19 protein-coding genes are annotated in these 17,564 nt (G+C 63.1%); 13 read left to right on the forward strand and 6 right to left on the reverse strand.

Translation table 11 applies throughout. The features are described from left to right. The first annotated feature begins 119 nt into the window (after positions 1 to 119). From DWF74_RS10355 to DWF74_RS10410, 12 genes are all read left to right on the forward strand, one after another. Entirely contained in the window at positions 120 to 1,106 is a 987-nt protein-coding gene (locus DWF74_RS10355) for an NAD(P)/FAD-dependent oxidoreductase (RefSeq protein WP_102860271.1), read from the forward strand. Further along, positions 1,103 to 1,318 (forward strand): TIGR02450 family Trp-rich protein, encoded by a 216-nt coding sequence (locus DWF74_RS10360; RefSeq protein WP_102860270.1) that lies wholly within the window; start codon positions 1,103 to 1,105, stop codon positions 1,316 to 1,318. The genes DWF74_RS10355 and DWF74_RS10360 overlap by 4 nt, the downstream gene beginning before the upstream one ends. 120 nt (positions 1,319 to 1,438) lie before the next feature. Further along, a complete protein-coding gene (locus DWF74_RS10365) occupies positions 1,439 to 2,389 on the forward strand; it encodes a YbgA family protein (protein WP_115580898.1) in 951 nt (316 codons plus the stop codon). 3 nt (positions 2,390 to 2,392) lie between these two features. Then, a complete protein-coding gene (locus tag DWF74_RS10370; RefSeq protein WP_115580899.1) occupies positions 2,393 to 3,325 on the forward strand; it encodes a MerR family transcriptional regulator in 933 nt (310 codons plus the stop codon). Positions 3,326 to 3,338: 13 nt separating this feature from the next. Then, the gene (gene phrB, locus DWF74_RS10375; protein ID WP_102860267.1) at positions 3,339 to 4,784 is read left to right on the forward strand and encodes a deoxyribodipyrimidine photo-lyase; all 1,446 of its coding nucleotides are present in this window, start codon (positions 3,339 to 3,341) and stop codon (positions 4,782 to 4,784) included. Beyond that, positions 4,777 to 5,202 carry a nuclear transport factor 2 family protein gene (locus DWF74_RS10380; protein WP_102860266.1) on the forward strand — a complete coding sequence of 142 codons (426 nt, stop codon included), beginning with the start codon at positions 4,777 to 4,779 and terminating at the stop codon, positions 5,200 to 5,202. Before phrB ends, DWF74_RS10380 begins: the two co-directional genes overlap by 8 nt. Beyond that, positions 5,199 to 5,969 carry an SDR family NAD(P)-dependent oxidoreductase gene (locus DWF74_RS10385; protein ID WP_115580900.1) on the forward strand — a complete coding sequence of 257 codons (771 nt, stop codon included), beginning with the start codon at positions 5,199 to 5,201 and terminating at the stop codon, positions 5,967 to 5,969. The genes DWF74_RS10380 and DWF74_RS10385 overlap by 4 nt, the downstream gene beginning before the upstream one ends. Continuing rightward, on the forward strand, positions 5,966 to 7,213 hold the full coding sequence (locus tag DWF74_RS10390) for an NAD(P)/FAD-dependent oxidoreductase (protein WP_115580901.1): 1,248 nt from the start codon (positions 5,966 to 5,968) through the stop codon (positions 7,211 to 7,213). Before DWF74_RS10385 ends, DWF74_RS10390 begins: the two co-directional genes overlap by 4 nt. Next, a complete protein-coding gene (locus DWF74_RS10395) occupies positions 7,210 to 8,025 on the forward strand; it encodes a DUF1365 domain-containing protein (protein ID WP_102860263.1) in 816 nt (271 codons plus the stop codon). Before DWF74_RS10390 ends, DWF74_RS10395 begins: the two co-directional genes overlap by 4 nt. Next, on the forward strand, positions 8,012 to 9,283 hold the full coding sequence (locus DWF74_RS10400; protein WP_102860262.1) for an SAM-dependent methyltransferase: 1,272 nt from the start codon (positions 8,012 to 8,014) through the stop codon (positions 9,281 to 9,283). The genes DWF74_RS10395 and DWF74_RS10400 overlap by 14 nt, the downstream gene beginning before the upstream one ends. Next, complete coding sequence (locus DWF74_RS10405; protein WP_102860261.1) at positions 9,276 to 9,791, forward strand: DUF2878 domain-containing protein; 516 nt, start codon at positions 9,276 to 9,278, stop codon at positions 9,789 to 9,791. The genes DWF74_RS10400 and DWF74_RS10405 overlap by 8 nt, the downstream gene beginning before the upstream one ends. A 54-nt stretch (positions 9,792 to 9,845) precedes the next feature. Continuing rightward, complete coding sequence (locus DWF74_RS10410) at positions 9,846 to 10,151, forward strand: YkgJ family cysteine cluster protein (protein ID WP_102860260.1); 306 nt, start codon at positions 9,846 to 9,848, stop codon at positions 10,149 to 10,151. An 8-nt stretch (positions 10,152 to 10,159) separates the two neighbouring features. On the opposite strand, the gene DWF74_RS10415 is transcribed toward DWF74_RS10410, so the two are convergent. The 6 genes from DWF74_RS10415 to hemA form a co-directional block, all read right to left on the reverse strand. After that, entirely contained in the window at positions 10,160 to 10,678 is a 519-nt protein-coding gene (locus tag DWF74_RS10415) for an acyloxyacyl hydrolase (protein ID WP_060844598.1), read from the reverse strand. A gap of 114 nt (positions 10,679 to 10,792) precedes the next feature. Continuing rightward, positions 10,793 to 11,584 (reverse strand): glutamate racemase, encoded by a 792-nt coding sequence (gene murI / locus DWF74_RS10420; protein WP_115580902.1) that lies wholly within the window; start codon positions 11,582 to 11,584, stop codon positions 10,793 to 10,795. Further along, the gene (locus DWF74_RS10425) at positions 11,577 to 12,332 is read right to left on the reverse strand and encodes a molybdopterin-synthase adenylyltransferase MoeB (protein WP_115582436.1); all 756 of its coding nucleotides are present in this window, start codon (positions 12,330 to 12,332) and stop codon (positions 11,577 to 11,579) included. Before DWF74_RS10425 ends, murI begins: the two co-directional genes overlap by 8 nt. Continuing rightward, positions 12,326 to 13,156 carry a peptide chain release factor N(5)-glutamine methyltransferase gene (gene prmC / locus DWF74_RS10430; RefSeq protein WP_102860258.1) on the reverse strand — a complete coding sequence of 277 codons (831 nt, stop codon included), beginning with the start codon at positions 13,154 to 13,156 and terminating at the stop codon, positions 12,326 to 12,328. Before prmC ends, DWF74_RS10425 begins: the two co-directional genes overlap by 7 nt. Next, positions 13,157 to 14,239: a peptide chain release factor 1 gene (gene prfA / locus DWF74_RS10435; RefSeq protein WP_102860257.1), complete on the reverse strand. Its 1,083-nt coding sequence runs from the start codon at positions 14,237 to 14,239 to the stop codon at positions 13,157 to 13,159. Beyond that, positions 14,239 to 15,513: a glutamyl-tRNA reductase gene (gene hemA, locus DWF74_RS10440; protein WP_102880910.1), complete on the reverse strand. Its 1,275-nt coding sequence runs from the start codon at positions 15,511 to 15,513 to the stop codon at positions 14,239 to 14,241. The genes prfA and hemA overlap by 1 nt, the downstream gene beginning before the upstream one ends. 325 nt (positions 15,514 to 15,838) lie before the next feature. On the opposite strand from hemA, the gene DWF74_RS10450 reads away from it, so the two are divergent. Continuing rightward, positions 15,839 to 17,563 carry a tetratricopeptide repeat protein gene (locus DWF74_RS10450; protein WP_115580903.1) on the forward strand — a complete coding sequence of 575 codons (1,725 nt, stop codon included), beginning with the start codon at positions 15,839 to 15,841 and terminating at the stop codon, positions 17,561 to 17,563. Position 17,564: the final 1 nt, after the last annotated feature.

The raw sequence follows: 17,564 nt of genomic DNA on the forward strand, positions 1-17,564 counted from the left end.
GCTGTGACTTAACGATAGACAACTTGCACAACCGATGACGCCGAAAGCTATACCAAAAAACAATATTGTACAGGTTTTAGTAGCGGCGTAATCTGTACAGACTGGTAAACGAGGCCCCTATGACAGTACCCATCGCAATCATTGGTACCGGCATCGCCGGACTCTCCGCCGCCCAGGCACTTCGAGATGCCGGGCACAGCGTCCAACTCTTCGACAAGAGCCGCGGCAGCGGTGGGCGCATGTCGAGCAAACGCAGCGATGCCGGCAGCCTGGATCTGGGGGCCCAGTATTTTACCGCTCGCGACCGCCGTTTCGTTACCGAAGTCCAGCGCTGGCAAGCCAAGGGCTGGGTCGCCGAATGGGCGCCGCAACTCTACAACTCCCACGGCGGACAACTCAGCCCTTCTCCCGATGAACAGACCCGCTGGGTCGGCACGCCACGCATGAGCGCCATCACCCGCGCCCTGATCGGCGACCTCGAAGTGCACTTCGCCTGCCGCATCACTGAAGTCTTCCGTGGCGAACAGCACTGGCACCTGCAGGACGCCGAAGGCTTTACCCACGGCCCCTTCAGCCACGTAGTGATCGCCACGCCGGCACCGCAAGCCACCGCTTTGCTGGCCGCCGCACCGAAGCTCGCCGGAGTCGCCGCCGGGGTGAAAATGGACCCGACCTGGGCTGTCGCACTGGCCTTCGATACCCCCCTGGAAACCCCCATGGAAGGCTGCTTCGTCCAGGACAGCCCGCTGGACTGGCTGGCCCGCAACCGCAGCAAGCCCGGACGCGATAGCCATCTCGACACCTGGATACTGCACGCCACCAGTGCCTGGAGCCGGCAACACATCGACCTCAGCAAAGAGGCCGTGATCGAGCAATTGCATGGGGCCTTTGCCGAATTGCTGCACAGCGTCATGCCCGCCCCAACCTTTAGCCTGGCCCATCGCTGGCTCTACGCCAGACCGGCCGCCAGCCATGAATGGGGTGCCCTGGCCGATGCCGACCTGGGGCTGTACGTATGTGGCGACTGGTGCCTGTCCGGCCGGGTCGAAGGCGCTTGGCTCAGTGGCCAGGAAGCCGCACGCCGTTTGCACGAGAGCCTGCAGTGAATCGACTCAACCCGCGCAAACTGCTGCTGTCGAAATGGACAGCAGCCCACCCGCAACACCGCGAGAAACACTTTCTGGTCACTGAGCTTTTCTGCGACGAAGAAGGCACCGTGCTGGACATCGAACTGCAAGCCGTACTCACCCGGCGCAGCCAGCGCCTGAGCTGGCAAACCCTGCTCAACGACAGCGACTGGCGAATGGGCTGGCAGTAATTCGACAACCTGCCGGGCAATACCTGTACAAATAAATTGACTTGTACAACTTTAATTCTATGATGAAGACAAGTTGTACAACGTTTCGTTTTTGTACAGGTAAACCCCGGAGGTTGCATCATGTCCGCCAAGCCGAAAATTGCCATCAGCGCCTGCCTGATGGGCGTCGAGGTCCGCTACAACGGTGGGCACAAGGAGTCTCGCCTGTGCAGCCGAGTACTCAGCGAATACTTTGACTTCGTGCCCCTGTGCCCGGAAGTCGCGATCGGCATGGGCACCCCCCGCGAACCTATTCGGCTGGTCGGCGACCCTGAGCAACCTCGGGCCGTGGGCACCGTGGACGCCAGCCTGGATGTCACCTTGCCCCTGGCGGAATACGGCGAGCGCATGGCGGCCCAGGTAGATGACATCTGTGGCTACATCTTCATGCAGAACTCGCCATCCTGTGGTCTGGAGCGGGTCAAGGTGTACCAGGCCAATGGCATTCCCCATAGAAACGGCGGCCGGGGCATCTACGCCCAGGCATTCTGCGCACAGCACCCCGATCTGCCGGTGGAAGAAGCCGGACGCCTGAACGACCCGGTCCTGCGGGAAAACTTCCTGACCCGGGTCTACGTCTATCGCGACTGGCAGGCACTGCTCAAGCAAGGCCTGACCCGCCGCGCCCTCACCGACTTCCACTCGCGCTGCAAATACCTGCTGATGGCTCACCATCCCGTGCAGTACAAGACCCTGGGCAATCTGCTGGGCAGCATGGGCAAGGGCGATCCGAACCTGATAGGCCCGCGCTATTTCAGCGAACTGATGGCGGCCTTGAGCAAATGCGCGACCCGGGGCACCCACAGCAATGTGCTGCAGCACCTGAGCGGCTATCTCAAGCAGTCCATCAGCGCCGAAGACAAGCAGGAAGTGCAACACGTGATCGGCCAGTACCGCCACGGCATCGTGCCTCTAGTCGTGCCGCTGACCCTGCTCAAGCACCACTTTCGCCAGCACCCCGATCCCTACATCGCCCAGCAGCTGTACCTGCAGCCACACCCGGAAAACCTCAGCCTGCGCAACGCGATCTGAGCCATGAAACAACCCGCTCAAGAAGCCGACAACAGCGCCCAGTACCGCAGCGCCCTGGATCAGGGTTGGCTGCCGATTCGCGAAGTGGCGCGCCAGACCGGGGTCAACGCCGTGACCCTGCGTGCCTGGGAGCGCCGCTACGGATTGATCGTGCCCTTGCGTACGCCCAAGGGTCATCGCCTGTATTCCCAGGATCAGGTGCTAGAGATCCAGACCATCCTTACCTGGCTCAATCGCGGGGTCGCGGTCAGCCAGGTCAAGCACCTGCTGGACAGTGCCCCCACCGCCAGCGCACCGGCCGAGAATGACTGGCAGCGCCTGCGTCAGACCCTGAGCCTGGCCATCAGCCAATTGGCCGAACGCAAGGTCGACGACACCTTCAACCAGGCCATGGCGCTGTACCCACCCCGCACGCTGTGCGAACACCTGCTGATGCCGCTGCTGGCGGAGCTGGAGCAACACTGGCAGGGCCAGTTCGGCAGCCAGATGGAACAGGTGTTTTTCTACTCCTGGCTGCGCAGCAAGCTGGGCGCGCGGATCTACCACAACAACCGCCAACTGCAGGGCCCACCGCTGCTGCTGGTCAACCAGTCGGACCTGGCCCTGGAACCCCATCTGTGGCTGACCGCCTGGCTGGCCAGCAGCGCCGATTGCCCGGTGGAGGTCTTCGACTGGCCACTGCCCGGCGCCGAACTGGCCCTGGCCATCGAACGCCTGCAAGCCCGCGGCCTGCTGCTGTATTCCAGCAAGGCGCTCAATCCTGCGCTGTTGCCCAGGCTGCTCAACGGCATTGCCTGCAAAAAAATCATCGCCGGACCCGCGGTGTGCATCCACCCCGACGACTGGTCCGTATGTATCACTGAAATCGCTGATCTGTACCTGGCCCAGGACCCGATCTCGGCCTGCCAGGCGCTGCTTGAGCGAGGACTCTTTTGAACCGGGAATCAGCATGCAATTGATCTGGCTGCGCAGCGACCTGCGCCTACATGACAACACCGCCCTCTGCGCCGCCACCCAGCGTGGCCCCACCGTGGCCGTGTACCTGCTGAGCCCGGAACAATGGCAAGTCCATGACGATGCCCCCTGCAAGGTCGACTTCTGGCTGCGCAACCTGCAGCACCTGAGCACTGCCCTGGGCCGGCTGAACATTCCTCTGCTGATTCGCAGCGCAGCCACCTGGGACCAGGCGCCCCACGTCCTGCTGGAACTGTGCCGGCAACTGCAGGTACGCATGCTGCACTTCAACCAGGAGTACGGCATTCACGAGAGCCGCCGCGATGCCGCCGTGACCAGGGTCCTGGAAGAAGCCGACATCAGCGTCCAGGGTTACCTCGATCAGTTACTGTTCCAGCCCGGCAGCGTGCTGACCCAGAGCGGCGGCTACTTCCAGGTGTTCAGCCAGTTCCGCAAGGTCTGCTACAGCCGCTTGCACAGCGCGCTGCCAGCCCTGGTCGCCAGCCCCAAGGCACAATCGCCGCTGTCGATCCAAGCCGATCCTGTACCCCGCCATATCGATGGCTTCCCACGCCCCAGCCAGTCACTGCGTGACCTGTGGCCGGCAGGTGAAGATCAAGCCCTGGGCCGTCTGCAACAGTTCACCGACGAGCAGATCGACTACTACCAGAGCGAACGCGACTTCCCGGCCAAGCCCGGCACCAGTCAGCTTTCACCCTACCTCGCCGCCGGGGTGATCTCGCCCCGCCAGTGCCTGCACGCTGCCTTGCGCTGTAACCAGGGAGAGTTCGAAAGCGGTAATCCCGGGGCCGTCACCTGGATCAACGAACTGCTGTGGCGCGAGTTCTACAAACACATCCTGGTGGGCTACCCACGGGTTTCCCGGCACCGTGCCTTTCGCCCGGAAACCGAAGCGGTGGCCTGGCGCGACGCCCCAGAGGAACTCGCCGCCTGGCAGGAAGGCCGCACCGGCCTGCCGATCATCGACGCCGCCATGCGCCAACTGCTGGAAACCGGCTGGATGCACAATCGCCTGCGGATGGTGGTGGCCATGTTCCTGACCAAGAATCTGTTGATCGACTGGCGCGAGGGTGAGCGTTTCTTCATGCGCCACCTGATCGACGGCGACCTGGCAGCGAACAATGGCGGCTGGCAGTGGAGCTCCTCCACCGGCACCGACGCCGCGCCCTACTTCCGCATCTTCAACCCTGTAAGCCAGTCGGAACGCTTCGACGCCGAAGGACGCTTCATCAAGCACTGGCTGCCACAACTGGCGGGGTTGAACAAAAAAGATATCCACAACCCCGGAGCCATGGGCGGCCTGTTCGCTGTCGCCGATTACCCGGCGCCTATGGTCAACCTGTCGATGTCCCGGGACCGGGCATTGGCGGCGTTCAAGGCGCTGCCTTCGCGCCAGGATGCGGGAGGCGCCCATGAGTGACTTCCTCGACCGCTTCGCCCGGGATTTCGCCAGCCTCGACAAGCACAGCCTGCAACGCCTGGACCAGCTCTACAGCGAGGACATCCAGTTCACCGACCCGCTGCACGAGGTCAATGGTCTGCCACGCTTGCGGCATTACTTTGCAGAGCTGTACGCCAACGTCAGCGAACTGCGTTTCGAATTCCACGGTGTCGACACCTGCACCGAAGGCCAAGGCTATCTGCGCTGGACCATGAGCTACCGCCACCCGCGCCTCAAGGGCGGCCAGATGATCCGGGTTCCCGGCTGCTCGCACCTGCACTGGCGCGACGGCAAGGTCTACCGTCATCGGGACTATTTCGACGCCGGTGCCTTGCTCTATGAACATCTGCCGCTACTCGGTGCGGTGATTGCCTGGTTGAAAAGGAGGCTCGGATGAACCCTGCAATGCCACGGCGGATCTGGCTCACCGGCGCCAGCAGCGGCATCGGTGCGGCGCTGGCCGAAGAACTGCTCAAGACTGGCGCCCAAGTGGCCGTCAGCGCTCGCTCGCGCGAGCCCCTGGAAGCGCTGGCCCTGCGTTATCCGGGCCGGGTGCTGGTGGTGCCCGGCGATCTCACCGACGCCCTGCAGGTGCGCGAGATCGGCAAGCGTATCGCCCAGGCCTGGGGCGCACTGGACACCGCGATCCTCAATGCCGGGACCTGTGAATACATCGAGGTGCAGCACTTTGACGCGACGCTGATCGAGCGCGTGCTGAGCAGCAACCTGCTGTCCGCCAGCTATTGCATCGAGGCTGCTCTACCGCTGTTGCGCGCCGGCAATCGCCCGCATCTGGTAGGGGTGGCCAGCTCCGTGACCTACCTGCCGCTGCCTCGGGCCGGCGCTTATGGCGCTTCCAAGGCAGCCTTGCGTTATCTGCTGCAATCCTTGCGCATCGACCTGGCTGCCGAGGGCATTGACGTCACCGTGGTCAGTCCCGGCTTCGTCGATACCCCGCTCACCGCGCGCAATGACTTTGCCATGCCCATGAGCTGGCCCGCCGCCAAGGCTGCGCGGCATATCCACAAACGCCTGTCACACCGGGATCTGGAGATCGCTTTCCCCGCCCCGTTCATCTTTGGCCTCAAGCTGCTGTCCTGGCTGCCCGGCCGCCTGCAACTGGCCATCGCCAAACGCCTGGCCCGCACAGGGAGTGCATCGTGAAAATCGCCATTATCGGTAGCGGCATTGCCGGCCTGACCTGCGCCTACGTCCTGAACCGTCGCCATGACATTCGGGTTTATGAGGCCGGCAGCTGGATCGGCGGCCACACCCACACCGTGGATGTCAGCCTGAACGGCGAGACCCAGTCTGTGGACACCGGTTTCATCGTCTTCAACGACTGGACTTACCCCAACTTCATCCGCCTGCTGGGACAGATCGGGGTCAAGTTCAAACCCACCGAGATGAGTTTCTCGGTGTGCGATCCCGCCTCGGGCCTGGAATACAACGGCAACAACCTCAACAGTCTGTTCGCCCAGCGACGCAATCTGCTATCGCCCGGGTTCTGGGGCATGCTGCGGGACATCCTGAGCTTTAACAAAGCGTCGCTGCTCGATTTGCAGCAACAGCGGATCGCCGCCGACACCACACTCGGCGACTACCTGAAAAGCCAGGGCTACGGCGAGCGTTTCATCCAGCACTACATCGTGCCCATGGGCTCGGCGATCTGGTCGATGTCACGGGTGCAGATGTTGGGCTTTCCCCTGCAGTTCTTTGTGCGCTTCTTCAAGAACCATGGCTTGCTGTCGGTGAATAACCGTCCGCAGTGGTGCGTGATCGAAGGTGGCTCAAGCCGCTACATCGAACCGCTGACCGCCCCGTTCCGCCAGCACATCCGCCTCAACTGCCCGGTGCAACGAGTCGAGCGCGACGAGGCTGGCGTGCTGATCCACAGCGCCGCCGGCAGCGAGCGCTTCGACAAGGTGGTGTTCGCCTGCCACAGCGACCAGGCCCTGCAACTGCTGGCCAGCCCCAGCCAGGCCGAGCGAGAGATTCTCCAGGCCCTGCCCTACGCCGACAACGACGTGGTGCTGCACACCGATACCCGGCTGCTGCCCCGCCGGCGCCTGGCCTGGGCCAGCTGGAACTACCGCCTGGACGCCAGCGGCGAGAAAGCCGCCGCCGTGACCTACGACATGAACATCCTGCAAGGCCTGAAGAGCGACACCACCTTCTGCGTCAGCCTCAACCAGACCGCAGCCATCGATCCGACGCAGATCCTGGCCCGCTTCACTTACGCCCACCCGCAATACAGCCTCGATGCGGTGGCGGCCCAGGGCCGCTGGAATGAACTGCAAGGCGCCCAGCACAGCTTCTACTGCGGCGCTTACTGGGCCAACGGCTTCCACGAAGACGGCGTGGTCAGCGCCTTGCGCGTGGCCCAGGCCTTTGGTGAACAACTGTGAACAGCGCCCTGTACAGCGGCTGGATCAGCCACCGGCGCTTTGCCCCCAAGGGCCATGCCTTCCGCTATCGGATCGGCCTCTTGTACCTGGACCTGGACGAGCAGGAATCGGTGCTGGGACTCTCGCCCCTGGCGGGCCGCAGCCGTTTCGCCCCCTTCGCCTTCCGCGAAAGCGATTACCTGAAAGACTTCACCGGCCAGGGCATGCGCCTGATCGACGCGGTACGCCAGCAAGTGGCCGCGGCCATCGGCCATGTGCCGGGCGGCGCGGTGCGCCTGTTGACCCAGGTGCGCAGCTGGGGCCTGGCGTTCAATCCGGTGAGTTTCTTCTACTGCTTCGAGGCCGACGGGCAACTGGCGGCGATTCTCTGCGAGGTCACCAACACCCCCTGGCGCGAGCGCTACCACTATGTACTGCCAGCCCGCCCAGACAGTGCCTCGGCGCCCGAGCACCAGCACTTCGCCGTGGCCAAGGCCTTTCACGTGTCACCGTTCCTGCCCCGGGACCTTGAGTACCGCATGAGCTTCAGCCCACCAGCCGAGCGGCTCGGGGTGCACATGGCCGACTGGCAGGGTGATCTGAAGGTATTCGACGCCACCCTCAGCCTGCAGCGCCAGGCCCTGGATCGCCGCAGCCTGCACCAGTACCTGCGCAGTTTTCCATGGATGACCGCCAAGACCTGCCTGGCCATCTACTGGCAGGCCCTGCGCCTGACCGCCAAGGGCATCACCTTCTTTCCCCATGAGGCCGCCGACGGCGCCTATCGCACAGCCGCTGTACAACCCAAGGATCGCCGCCATGAAATCCTCTAGCGTATCGGCCAGAACTACCCTGTTCAGCACCCACAGCCTGACCGCCAACCTGTTGCGTCGCGGCGTGCTGCGGCAATTGGCGCACCTCAAGCACGGCCAACTGCTGGTCATCGAAAACGCCGAGCGCCTGGTCTTCGGCGACCGCACGGCAGCCTTGGTGGGTGAGATCCATATCCACGACAGCAGCGCCTGGGGCCTGGTGGCCAGCAGCGGCTCGATCGGTGCCGGCGAAGCGTTCATCCACGGCTACTGGAGCACCCCGGACCTGACGGCGGTGATCCGCGTCTTCGTCAGCAACCTGGACGTGCTGGATGCCATGGAAGGCGGCCTGGCGCGACTCGGCCGGCCGTTGGTACGCGGCCTGCACTGGCTCAATCGCAACACGCGCAAGGGCTCGCAGAAGAACATCGCCGCCCATTACGACCTCGGCAATGAGCTGTTCGAGCAGTTTCTCGACCCCACGATGATGTATTCGGCCGCGCAATTTCGCAGCGAGGACGACAGCCTGGAGCAGGCCCAGTTGAACAAACTGGAGCGCATCTGCCAGAAACTCGCGCTCAAGCCCGAGGATCACCTGCTGGAGATCGGCACCGGCTGGGGCAGCATGGCGCTGTATGCGGCGCAGAACTACGGGTGCCGCGTGACCACCACCACCTTGTCCAAGGAACAGTTCGCCTATACCCGCCAGCGCATCGACGCCGCCGGCCTGCAGGACCGGGTGACCCTGTTGCTGGAGGACTATCGCGACCTGGACGGGCATTACGACAAGTTGGTGTCCATCGAAATGATCGAAGCCGTGGGCCACCGCTTTCTGCCCACCTACTTCCAGCAGTGCGCGAAGTTGCTCAAAAGCAACGGCCTGATGCTGCTGCAAGCCATCACCATCCGTGACCAGCGCTATGAACAGGCGAAGAACGGCGTGGACTTCATCCAGCGCTACATCTTCCCCGGCGGCGCCCTGCCCAGCGTGCACAAGATGCTCGAAGTGGTCAGCCGCGACACCGACATGAACCTGCTGCACATGGAGGATTTCGGCCTGCACTACGCCCGCACCCTGCGCCTGTGGCACGAGAACTTCCGCCGCGCCCACGGCCGCCTGAGCGAGCTGGGCTATGACGCGTACTTCCTGCGCCTGTGGGAGTTCTACCTGTGCTACTGCGAAGGCGGCTTCCTGGAGCGCAGCATCGGCACCGCGCAGATGCTCCTGGCCAAACCCTCGGCAGTGCCACAACCTTTGCTGGGCCGTTTCGATGCGTAAGCAACTGGCCAACGCCCTGCTGTTCCAGCTGGGCTGGTTCATCTGCGTGCTGTCTGGCGACAGCGCCTGGCTGCTGCTGGGGGTGGCGATCCTGCTGGCGCATTTTCGCTGGATCGGCAGTTGGGCCGGAGAAAGTCGGATGATTGTCGGCGTCGCCCTGATCGGCATCACGCTGGACAGCTTCCTGCACTGGCTGGGGGTGTTTCAGTTCCAGCAAGTAAGCCTGCTGATTCCCCTATGGCTGATGCTGCTCTGGATCTTGCTGGGCACCACCCTGCGCCACTGCCTGGCATGGACGGCACGTCCCTGGTGGTTGGCCAGTGTGCTCGGGGCGCTGTGCGGACCACTGTCCTATTACGCCGGCGGCCGCTTGGCCGGAGTGACCTTTGCCTATGGCCTGTGGCCGACCATGCTGGGGCTGGGCCTGCTCTGGGGAGTACTGCTACCGCTGTTTCACGTGCTTGCGCGTCCTACTGAAGAAGCACCGCAACCGGCCCCTCAGGACTGAGCGTCCGTCAGGGCTCTCACACAGCCCTGGCCCACTGCCTTACACTGCGCGCCTATGACTAACATCCCCGTTACCCCCATCCCCGAACCGGCCATCAGTTGCTCGACCTGCGCCGCCTGCTGCTGCCAGCTGGAAGTGATGCTGATCACCGACACCGGGGTGCCCGAACGCTTCATCGACACCGACGACTGGGGCGGCGAGGTCATGCGCCGTCTGGACGACGGCTGGTGCGCGGCCCTGGACCGCGACAGCATGCGCTGCAGCATCTATGAGCTGCGGCCACTGATCTGTCGCGAGTTCGAGCTGGGAGAGGCCGATTGCCTGAGCGAACGCCGGGGAATCGCCACGGCGTATCGCTGATACCGGTCTCAGAGCGGCATCGTGTAATGCAGCGCGTAGCTTTCGATACCGTCGTTGGGGGTTTGAATCCCGGCGTTGGAGTAATGGGTGGCGCGGATCCCGACTTCATGCCCGCCGGCGAAACGCAGGCCGAAACCGATGCGGTCTTCGAACTGGAAGGATGAGCCGAGCTTGTTGTCTTCGACCTCGGTGTGGGCAAAGGCCGCCACCCCGATCCCCGCCTCGATGTAAGGCTTGACGCTGGCCCCGGCGAACTCATAGACCAGCACCGGCGAGAACGACAGGCTGTGATTGCTCGATTTCTTGTCGCCATCCCAATAGGTGTAGGCGCCGCTCCAGTACCCGGTCAGGCGACCGACATCACTCTGCAGCCAGCTCTTGTCCCAATCCCATTGCATACCCAGGCGGTAGGTCTGGGTCGAATCGCCGGTTTGTCCCACGGAGAACTCGACTCCGGCTGCCTGCGCGGAAAAACTGTGCCCCAACAACCCGGCCGCCAGCGCGGCCAAACACAACAGTCGCTTCATCAGGAACGTCCTTTTTCAACGGTTACCTATGGTCTTGTACAACCTTCTGGAAAAGTTATAGAAGCCCGCGCGCGCTCGGAAGTTCAGCTACGGTCGAGGGTTTTTCAGGTTTTTTCACAACTCGAAACGCTGAACGCTCGCAGGACCTTTCCACAAAAGCGGCAACACCTGGACAAAGTGCGGGACGTCGCCGCTGGTCCAGAAACGAGTCTCCCGGGCCGGGCCCCGGGCCCGTAGCTCGCCCTCGTCCAAGAGGCGTTGCAACTGCCGGGCAACGGCGCCGCCCGTGTCGATCAGGCTGATGTGGGCCGGCAGCATCTGCAGCAGCACCGGCTTGAGAAACGGATAGTGGGTGCACCCCAGGATGATGGTGTCGCAGCCGGCCACCAGCAGCGGTTCGACATAACCCTGCAACAGTTGCCGTAGGGCGCTGCTGTCGAGGTCGCCGTTTTCGATCATTTCCACCAGGCCGGGACAGGGCTGGGTGACCACCTTCACATCCGCGGCGAAGCGATCGAGCAGGGCAGCGAACTTGGCACTCTGCAAGGTGCCGGTGGTGGCCAGCACCCCGACCACCCCGCTGCGGGTCGCCGCCGCGGCGGGCTTGACCGCAGGCTCCATGCCGACGATGGGCCAGTCCGGGTAATCGCGGCGCAGATCGGCCACTCCGGCCACGGTGGCGGTGTTGCAGGCCAGGACCAGGGCCTTGGCGCCCTGTTCGCGGAAGTAGCGCGCCATCAGGGCACAACGCTGGCGAATGAACTCCGGGGTCTTTTCGCCGTAGGGAATATGCCCGCAATCGCCAAAGTACAGCAGTGATTCGTTGGGCAGCAGGCGCTGTATTTCCGCCAGTACCGACAGACCGCCAACACCGGAATCGAACACCGCAACGGGCGCTTCACTCATGCTGAACTCCGCAAACGCTGCAACCGGGATCACGCTTGACCCGCAGCTCACGAAAGCGCGTACCCAGGGCATCGATCAATAACAGTCGACCCACCAGAGGCTCGCCAAACCCGGCCAGCAGCTTCAGGGCTTCCAGCGCCTGCAGGCTGCCCACGGTGCCCACCAGCGGGCCAAGTACCCCGGCTTCACTGCAGGTCAGCTCGGCTTCGCTGCCATGTCCGTACAGGCAGTGGTAGCAAGGGCTTTCCGGACGGCGCGGGTCGAACACCGACAACTGCCCTTCCAAGCGAATCGCCGCGCCACTGACCAGGGGCTTGCCAGCCGCCACGCACGCGGCGTTCACCGCCTCGCGGGTACTGAAGTTGTCGGAGCAATCAAGCACCAGGTCCACCGCGGCCACGGCGGCGGCCAGGCTGTCGACGTCCAGTGCCTGGCGATGGGGCACCAGGCGGATTTCCGGGTTGAGGGCGGACAGCCGGCCGATGGCCGAATCCACCTTGCTGACCCCGACACTCTGGCTGTCGTGGATGATCTGGCGCTGCAGGTTGGTCAGGTCCACGCTGTCGAAGTCGGCCAGGTGCAGCTCGCCGACCCCGGCCGCCGCCAGGTACAGCGCCGCCGGGGCACCAAGGCCACCGAGGCCGACAATCAGTACCCGGCTCTGCTTGAGGCGCAACTGGCCATCGATGTCGACGTGCTGCAACAGAATCTGCCGGCTATAGCGCAACAGCTCCTGATCGGTCAGCACGGCAGGCACCCGAGGCTGATGCGTTCATGACCACCCAGGTCGATGCGGCTGTGGACTTCGATGAACCCCCGGGCCGTCAACAATTCGCGCACCGCGCCAGCCTGATCGTAGCCATGCTCGAGCATCAGCCAGCCACCGGCTTCCAGGTGCTGCGGGGCCTGGTCGACGATCAGGCGCAGGTCGTCCAGACCGTCCTTGCCCGCCACCAGGGCGCTTTCGGGTTCGAAACGCACATCGCCGGCCGCCAGATGAGGATCGGCCTCGGCGATGTAGGGGGGATTACTGACGATCAAGTGGAAGCGCTGGGACTCGACCGCGCTGAACCAGTGGCTGCTGAGCACGGTGACGTTGTCCAGTTGCAGGCGCTGGCGGTTGCGTTCGGCCAGGGCCACGGCTTCCAGCACCCGATCCACGGCCGTAACCTTCCAGGCCGGACGCTCGCTGGCCAGGGCCAGGGCGATCGCGCCGCTACCGGTGCCCAGGTCGAGGACCTTGGCCGGGGTCGCTGGCAACAGTTCCAACGCCGCCTCCACCAGCAGCTCCGTGTCGGGGCGCGGAATCAGGGTGTGCGGTGCCACTTCCAGATCCAGCTTCCAGAAGCCCTGTTGCCCGAGGATGTAGGCCACCGGCTCGCCGGAACGGCGTCGTTGCAGGTATTCAGTGAACAGCAACACCGCCTCGCTGGGCACGATGCGCTCTGGCCAGGTATGGAGAAAACTCCGCGGCTTGCCCAGGGCCGCTGCCAGGAGCAGTTCGGCATCCAGGCGCGGCGTCGGCGAATCGGGTAATTGAGCTGCGCGCAGCAGGCTGGCGATGATGGTCATTTACTCACCCAATGCCGCAAGTTGATCGGCCTGATACTCAGCCAGCAGCGGTTCAATCACGGCCTCGACGCCCCCGGCGAGAATTTCGTCCAGGGAATACAGGGTCAGGTTGATCCGGTGATCGGTGACCCGGCCCTGGGGGAAGTTGTAGGTGCGGATGCGCTCGGAGCGATCCCCCGAGCCCACCAGCAGCTTGCGCTCGCTGGCGATGGCATTGGCCGCGGCGCTGGTCTGCTGGTCGTTGAGCTTGGCCGACAGCCAGGACATGGCCCGGGCCCGGTTCTTGTGCTGGGAACGCTCTTCCTGGCACTCCACCACGATGCCCGAGGGAATGTGGGTGATGCGGATCGCCGAGTCGGTCTTGTTCACATGCTGGCCGCCGGCGCCCGAGGAGCGATAGGTATCGATGCGCAGGTCCGCCGGGTTGATCTCGATGGCTTCCTGTTCGTCCGGCTCGGGCAGCACCGCCACGGTGCACGCAGAGGTGTGGATGCGACCCTGTGATTCGGTGGCCGGTACCCGCTGCACACGGTGCGCGCCGGACTCGAACTTGAGCTTGCCGTAGACGTTCTCGCCTTCGACCCGGGCAATGACTTCTTTATAGCCGCCGTGCTCACCCTCGTTTTCCGAGAGGATCTCCAGCCGCCAACCACGCCGCTCGGCGTAGCGCGAATACATGCGGAACAGGTCGCCGGAAAAGATCGCCGCTTCGTCACCGCCGGTGCCGGCGCGGATTTCCAGGAACACGTTGCGCCCGTCGTTGGGGTCCTTGGGCAGCAACATGCGTTGCAAGGCGCTTTCCAGCTCGGCCAATTGCTCCTTGGCCTCGCGCACTTCCTCGGCGGCCATTTCCCGCAGGTCCGGGTCATTGTCCTTGAGCAGCGCCTGGGCACCTTCGAGATCGGCCTGGACCTTGAGCACCTGTTTGTAGGAGGCGACGATCGGCTCGACTTCCGCGTATTCCTTGGAATAGGCGCGGAACTTGGCCTGATCGGAAATGACCTCAGCATCGCCGAGCAAGGCGGTCAGTTCCTCGAAACGATCCTGGAGAATGTCCAGCTTACTGAGCAGTGACGCTTTCATTACGGGGTTTTATCCGATGAGCCCTCACCGAGGGCAAAGAGTTCTTGAGCCATGGCCAACGCATCGAGGCGGCCTTCGGCGGAAAGCTTTTTCAGCTGTACGCTCGGCGCGTGCAGCAGTTTGTTGGTCAGGCCACGGGCCAGTTGGGCCAGTACATCCTCGGCGCTGGAGCCATTGCTCAGCAGGCGCAGAGCCTTCTGCAGTTCTTCATCACGCAGGCGCTCGCTCTGCTGACGATAGGCCTTGAGCACGTCCACCGCCGCCAACTCACGCAGGCGCACCATGAAATCCTCGGCGCCGATGTTCACCAGCTCCTCGGCTGCCTGGGCCGCGCCCTGACGGCTCTTGAGGTTTTCCGCGACCACTTCGTGCAGGTCATCGACGGTGTAGAGGTAAACGTCGTCCAATTCGCCGACTTCAGGTTCGATATCCCGGGGAACAGCGATATCCACCATGAAAATCGGCTTGTGCTTGCGCAGCTTCAGCGCGCTTTCCACCGCCCCCTTGCCAAGGATCGGCAACTGGCTGGCGGTGGAACTGATAACGATATCGCTGTGCACCAGCTCCTGGGGAATATCCGACAACAGCACGGCGTGGGCGCCGAACTGCTCGGCCAGGAGGCTGGCCCGCTCCAGGGTGCGGTTGGCCACGACGATGCGCTTGACCCCAAGGTCGTGCAGATGGCGGGCCACCAGGGTAATGGTCTCGCCGGCACCGATCAGCAACGCCTGACTGCGCTGCAGATCGCTGAAAATCTGTTTCGCCAGGCTCACCGCAGCAAAGGCCACGGACACCGGGTTCTCGCCAATGGCGGTATCGGTGCGTACTTGCTTGGCGGCGCTGAAGGTAGCCTGGAACAGCCGACCCAGCAGCGGGCCGACAGTGCCGGCCTCACGGGCCACGGCGTAGGCGGACTTCATCTGCCCGAGAATCTGCGGCTCGCCCAGCACCAGCGAATCCAGCCCCGACGCCACCCGCATCATGTGACGAACTGCCGCATCATCTTCATGCACATAGGCACTGGCACGAAGCTCGTCTAGGCTCAGGTGGTGATATTCCGCCAGCCAGCGCAGCACCACATCCGCAGAAAGATGATCCTGTTCTACATAGAGCTCACTGCGATTGCAGGTGGAGAGGATCGCAGCTTCGCGGCTGTCGGTGAGTCGGCAGAGCTGCTGCAAGGCCTCAACCAACTGCTCAGGGGTAAAGGCCACGCGCTCGCGGACGTCTACAGAAGCAGTCTTGTGGTTAATACCGAGTGCAAGGAAGGCCATTCAAGGTCGCTGATGATGTCGAGAAGCCGGCAATTGTCCTACTTCGACCGACGCAGAACAACTACCGCCGACTATTGTCCTAGTTTTGTGCCAAAACTCGCCGAGCGAAGATCAGGCAAGGCGAAAACAGGCGAGGAAGCGGAGTTTAGGGGCCTAAATGAGCATTCCGAGCCTGTTTTCAACGCAGCATGATCGAAGCGCAGGCAGTTTTCGCGCAGAAACTAATAGACTGCCTCTGTTCTGGCATCCCGTTGAGTCTCGGTTATGTTTGACCGAAGGCTTGTGTCATGATGATCCGACCGCAGGTTAGTCGCCCTCTTCCTATATGAATAGATCTTCCGCGTTGCTCCTCGTCTTTGTCTTCCTCAGTGGTTGCCAGTCACTGGCCCCCGTTTCATCGGACGCTACGTCGCCGGTGGAAGACAGCACCCCAGCCCCTGAAAAGCCCAAGGTCTATTCATCGTTCAGCGAAGACACCATCTTCAGTCTGCTGAGCGCTGAACTGGCGGGCCAGCGCAATCGTTTCGACATTGCCCTGGACAACTACGTGACCCAGGCCATCAACACCCAGGATCCGGGCATCTCCGAGCGCGCCTTTCGCATTGCCGAGTACCTGGGAGCCGACCAGGCAGCCCTGGACACTTCGCTGATCTGGGCCAAGAACGCTCCAGACGATCTGGAAGCACAACGGGCTGCCGCTATCCAACTGGCCCGCGCCGGTCGTTATGACGACTCCATGCTCTATATGGAGAAAGTTCTGCAGGGCAAGGGCGACACCCATTTCGACTTTCTTGCGCTGTCGGCTGCCGATACCGACCAGGACACCCGCAATGGCCTGATGAAAAGCTTCGATCGCCTGCTGCAAAAGCACCCGCACAACAGTCAACTGATCTTCGGCAAGGCCCTGTTGATGCAGCAGGATGGCGACGCCAAGGATGCCCTGAGCTTGCTGGAGCAGAATCCGCCGGAAGACGGCGAGGTGGCGCCGCTGCTGTTGCGCGCCCGTCTGCTGCAGAGCCTGAACCGCGGCAAGGAAGCCCTGCCGCTGCTGGAAAAAAGCATCCGCAAATACCCGGACGACAAGCGTCTGCGCCTGACCTACGCCCGCATGTTGGTGGAACAGGACCGCATGGAGGACGCCAAGACCCAGTTCTCCAGCCTGGTCCAGCAGTACCCGGAAGACGATGAACTGCGCTATTCACTGGCGCTGGTGTGCCTGGAGGCCAAGGCCTGGGAAGAGGCCAAGGGTTACCTGGAAGACCTGATCGCCCGGGAAAGCCACGAAGACTCCGCACACCTGAACCTGGGACGAATCGCCGAAGAACTCAATGATCCGCAAGGGGCCCTGATCGAATACGCCCAAGTCGGACCGGGTAACGATTACCTGCCAGCGCAACTGCGTCAGGCCGATATCCTGATGAACAACGGCCGTACCGACGAGGCGCAAAAGCGCCTGGTGGCAGCCCGCGATGCCCAGCCCGACTACGCCATCCAGCTATATCTGGTCGAAGTCGAAACCCTGTCGGCGAACAATCAGGGCGATCGCGCCTGGAACGTTATTCAGCAGGCGCTGCAACAGTATCCCGATGACGTGAACCTGCTCTATACCCGTGCCATGCAGGCGGAAAAACGCAATGACCTGGCGCAGCTGGAAAAAGACCTGCGCCTGATCATCCAGCGCGAGCCGGATAACGCCATGGCCTTGAATGCCCTGGGCTACACCTTGTCGGACCGCACGACCCGCTACACCGAAGCCAAGGCACTGATTGAGCAAGCCCACCAACTGACCCCGGAAGACCCGGCGGTGCTGGACAGCCTGGGCTGGGTAAACTTCCGCCTGGGCAACCTCGACGAGGCCGAGCGCCTGCTGCGCCAGGCCCTTGAGCGCTTCCCCGACCAGGAAGTTGCGGCGCATCTGGGCGAAGTGCTGTGGAACAACGGCAAGCAGCGCGAGGCCAAACAGATCTGGAGCAAGTTCATCAAGGATCAGCCCGATAGCCCCGTATTGCGCGACACCATCAAACGCCTGACCGGATCAGAGACTCTTTAAG

It is taken from the genome of Pseudomonas protegens, assembly GCF_003363755.1.
Lineage (GTDB): Bacteria > Pseudomonadota > Gammaproteobacteria > Pseudomonadales > Pseudomonadaceae > Aquipseudomonas > Aquipseudomonas danubii.

Excerpts from the sequence above, each read along its gene's own strand:
- DWF74_RS10355 (WP_102860271.1), top strand. The coding sequence starts at position 120 with ATGACAGTACCCATCGCAATCATTGGTACCGGCATCGCCGGACTCTCC.
- DWF74_RS10365 (WP_115580898.1), top strand. The coding sequence starts at position 1,439 with ATGTCCGCCAAGCCGAAAATTGCCATCAGCGCCTGCCTGATGGGCGTC.
- DWF74_RS10370 (WP_115580899.1), top strand. The coding sequence starts at position 2,393 with ATGAAACAACCCGCTCAAGAAGCCGACAACAGCGCCCAGTACCGCAGC.
- phrB (WP_102860267.1), top strand. The coding sequence starts at position 3,339 with ATGCAATTGATCTGGCTGCGCAGCGACCTGCGCCTACATGACAACACC.
- DWF74_RS10380 (WP_102860266.1), top strand. The coding sequence starts at position 4,777 with ATGAGTGACTTCCTCGACCGCTTCGCCCGGGATTTCGCCAGCCTCGAC.
- DWF74_RS10385 (WP_115580900.1), top strand. The coding sequence starts at position 5,199 with ATGAACCCTGCAATGCCACGGCGGATCTGGCTCACCGGCGCCAGCAGC.
- DWF74_RS10400 (WP_102860262.1), top strand. The coding sequence starts at position 8,012 with ATGAAATCCTCTAGCGTATCGGCCAGAACTACCCTGTTCAGCACCCAC.
- DWF74_RS10405 (WP_102860261.1), top strand. The coding sequence starts at position 9,276 with ATGCGTAAGCAACTGGCCAACGCCCTGCTGTTCCAGCTGGGCTGGTTC.
- DWF74_RS10410 (WP_102860260.1), top strand. The coding sequence starts at position 9,846 with ATGACTAACATCCCCGTTACCCCCATCCCCGAACCGGCCATCAGTTGC.
- DWF74_RS10415 (WP_060844598.1), bottom strand. The coding sequence starts at position 10,678 with ATGAAGCGACTGTTGTGTTTGGCCGCGCTGGCGGCCGGGTTGTTGGGG.
- murI (WP_115580902.1), bottom strand. The coding sequence starts at position 11,584 with ATGAGTGAAGCGCCCGTTGCGGTGTTCGATTCCGGTGTTGGCGGTCTG.
- prmC (WP_102860258.1), bottom strand. The coding sequence starts at position 13,156 with ATGACCATCATCGCCAGCCTGCTGCGCGCAGCTCAATTACCCGATTCG.
- prfA (WP_102860257.1), bottom strand. The coding sequence starts at position 14,239 with ATGAAAGCGTCACTGCTCAGTAAGCTGGACATTCTCCAGGATCGTTTC.
- hemA (WP_102880910.1), bottom strand. The coding sequence starts at position 15,513 with ATGGCCTTCCTTGCACTCGGTATTAACCACAAGACTGCTTCTGTAGAC.
- DWF74_RS10450 (WP_115580903.1), top strand. The coding sequence starts at position 15,839 with ATGAATAGATCTTCCGCGTTGCTCCTCGTCTTTGTCTTCCTCAGTGGT.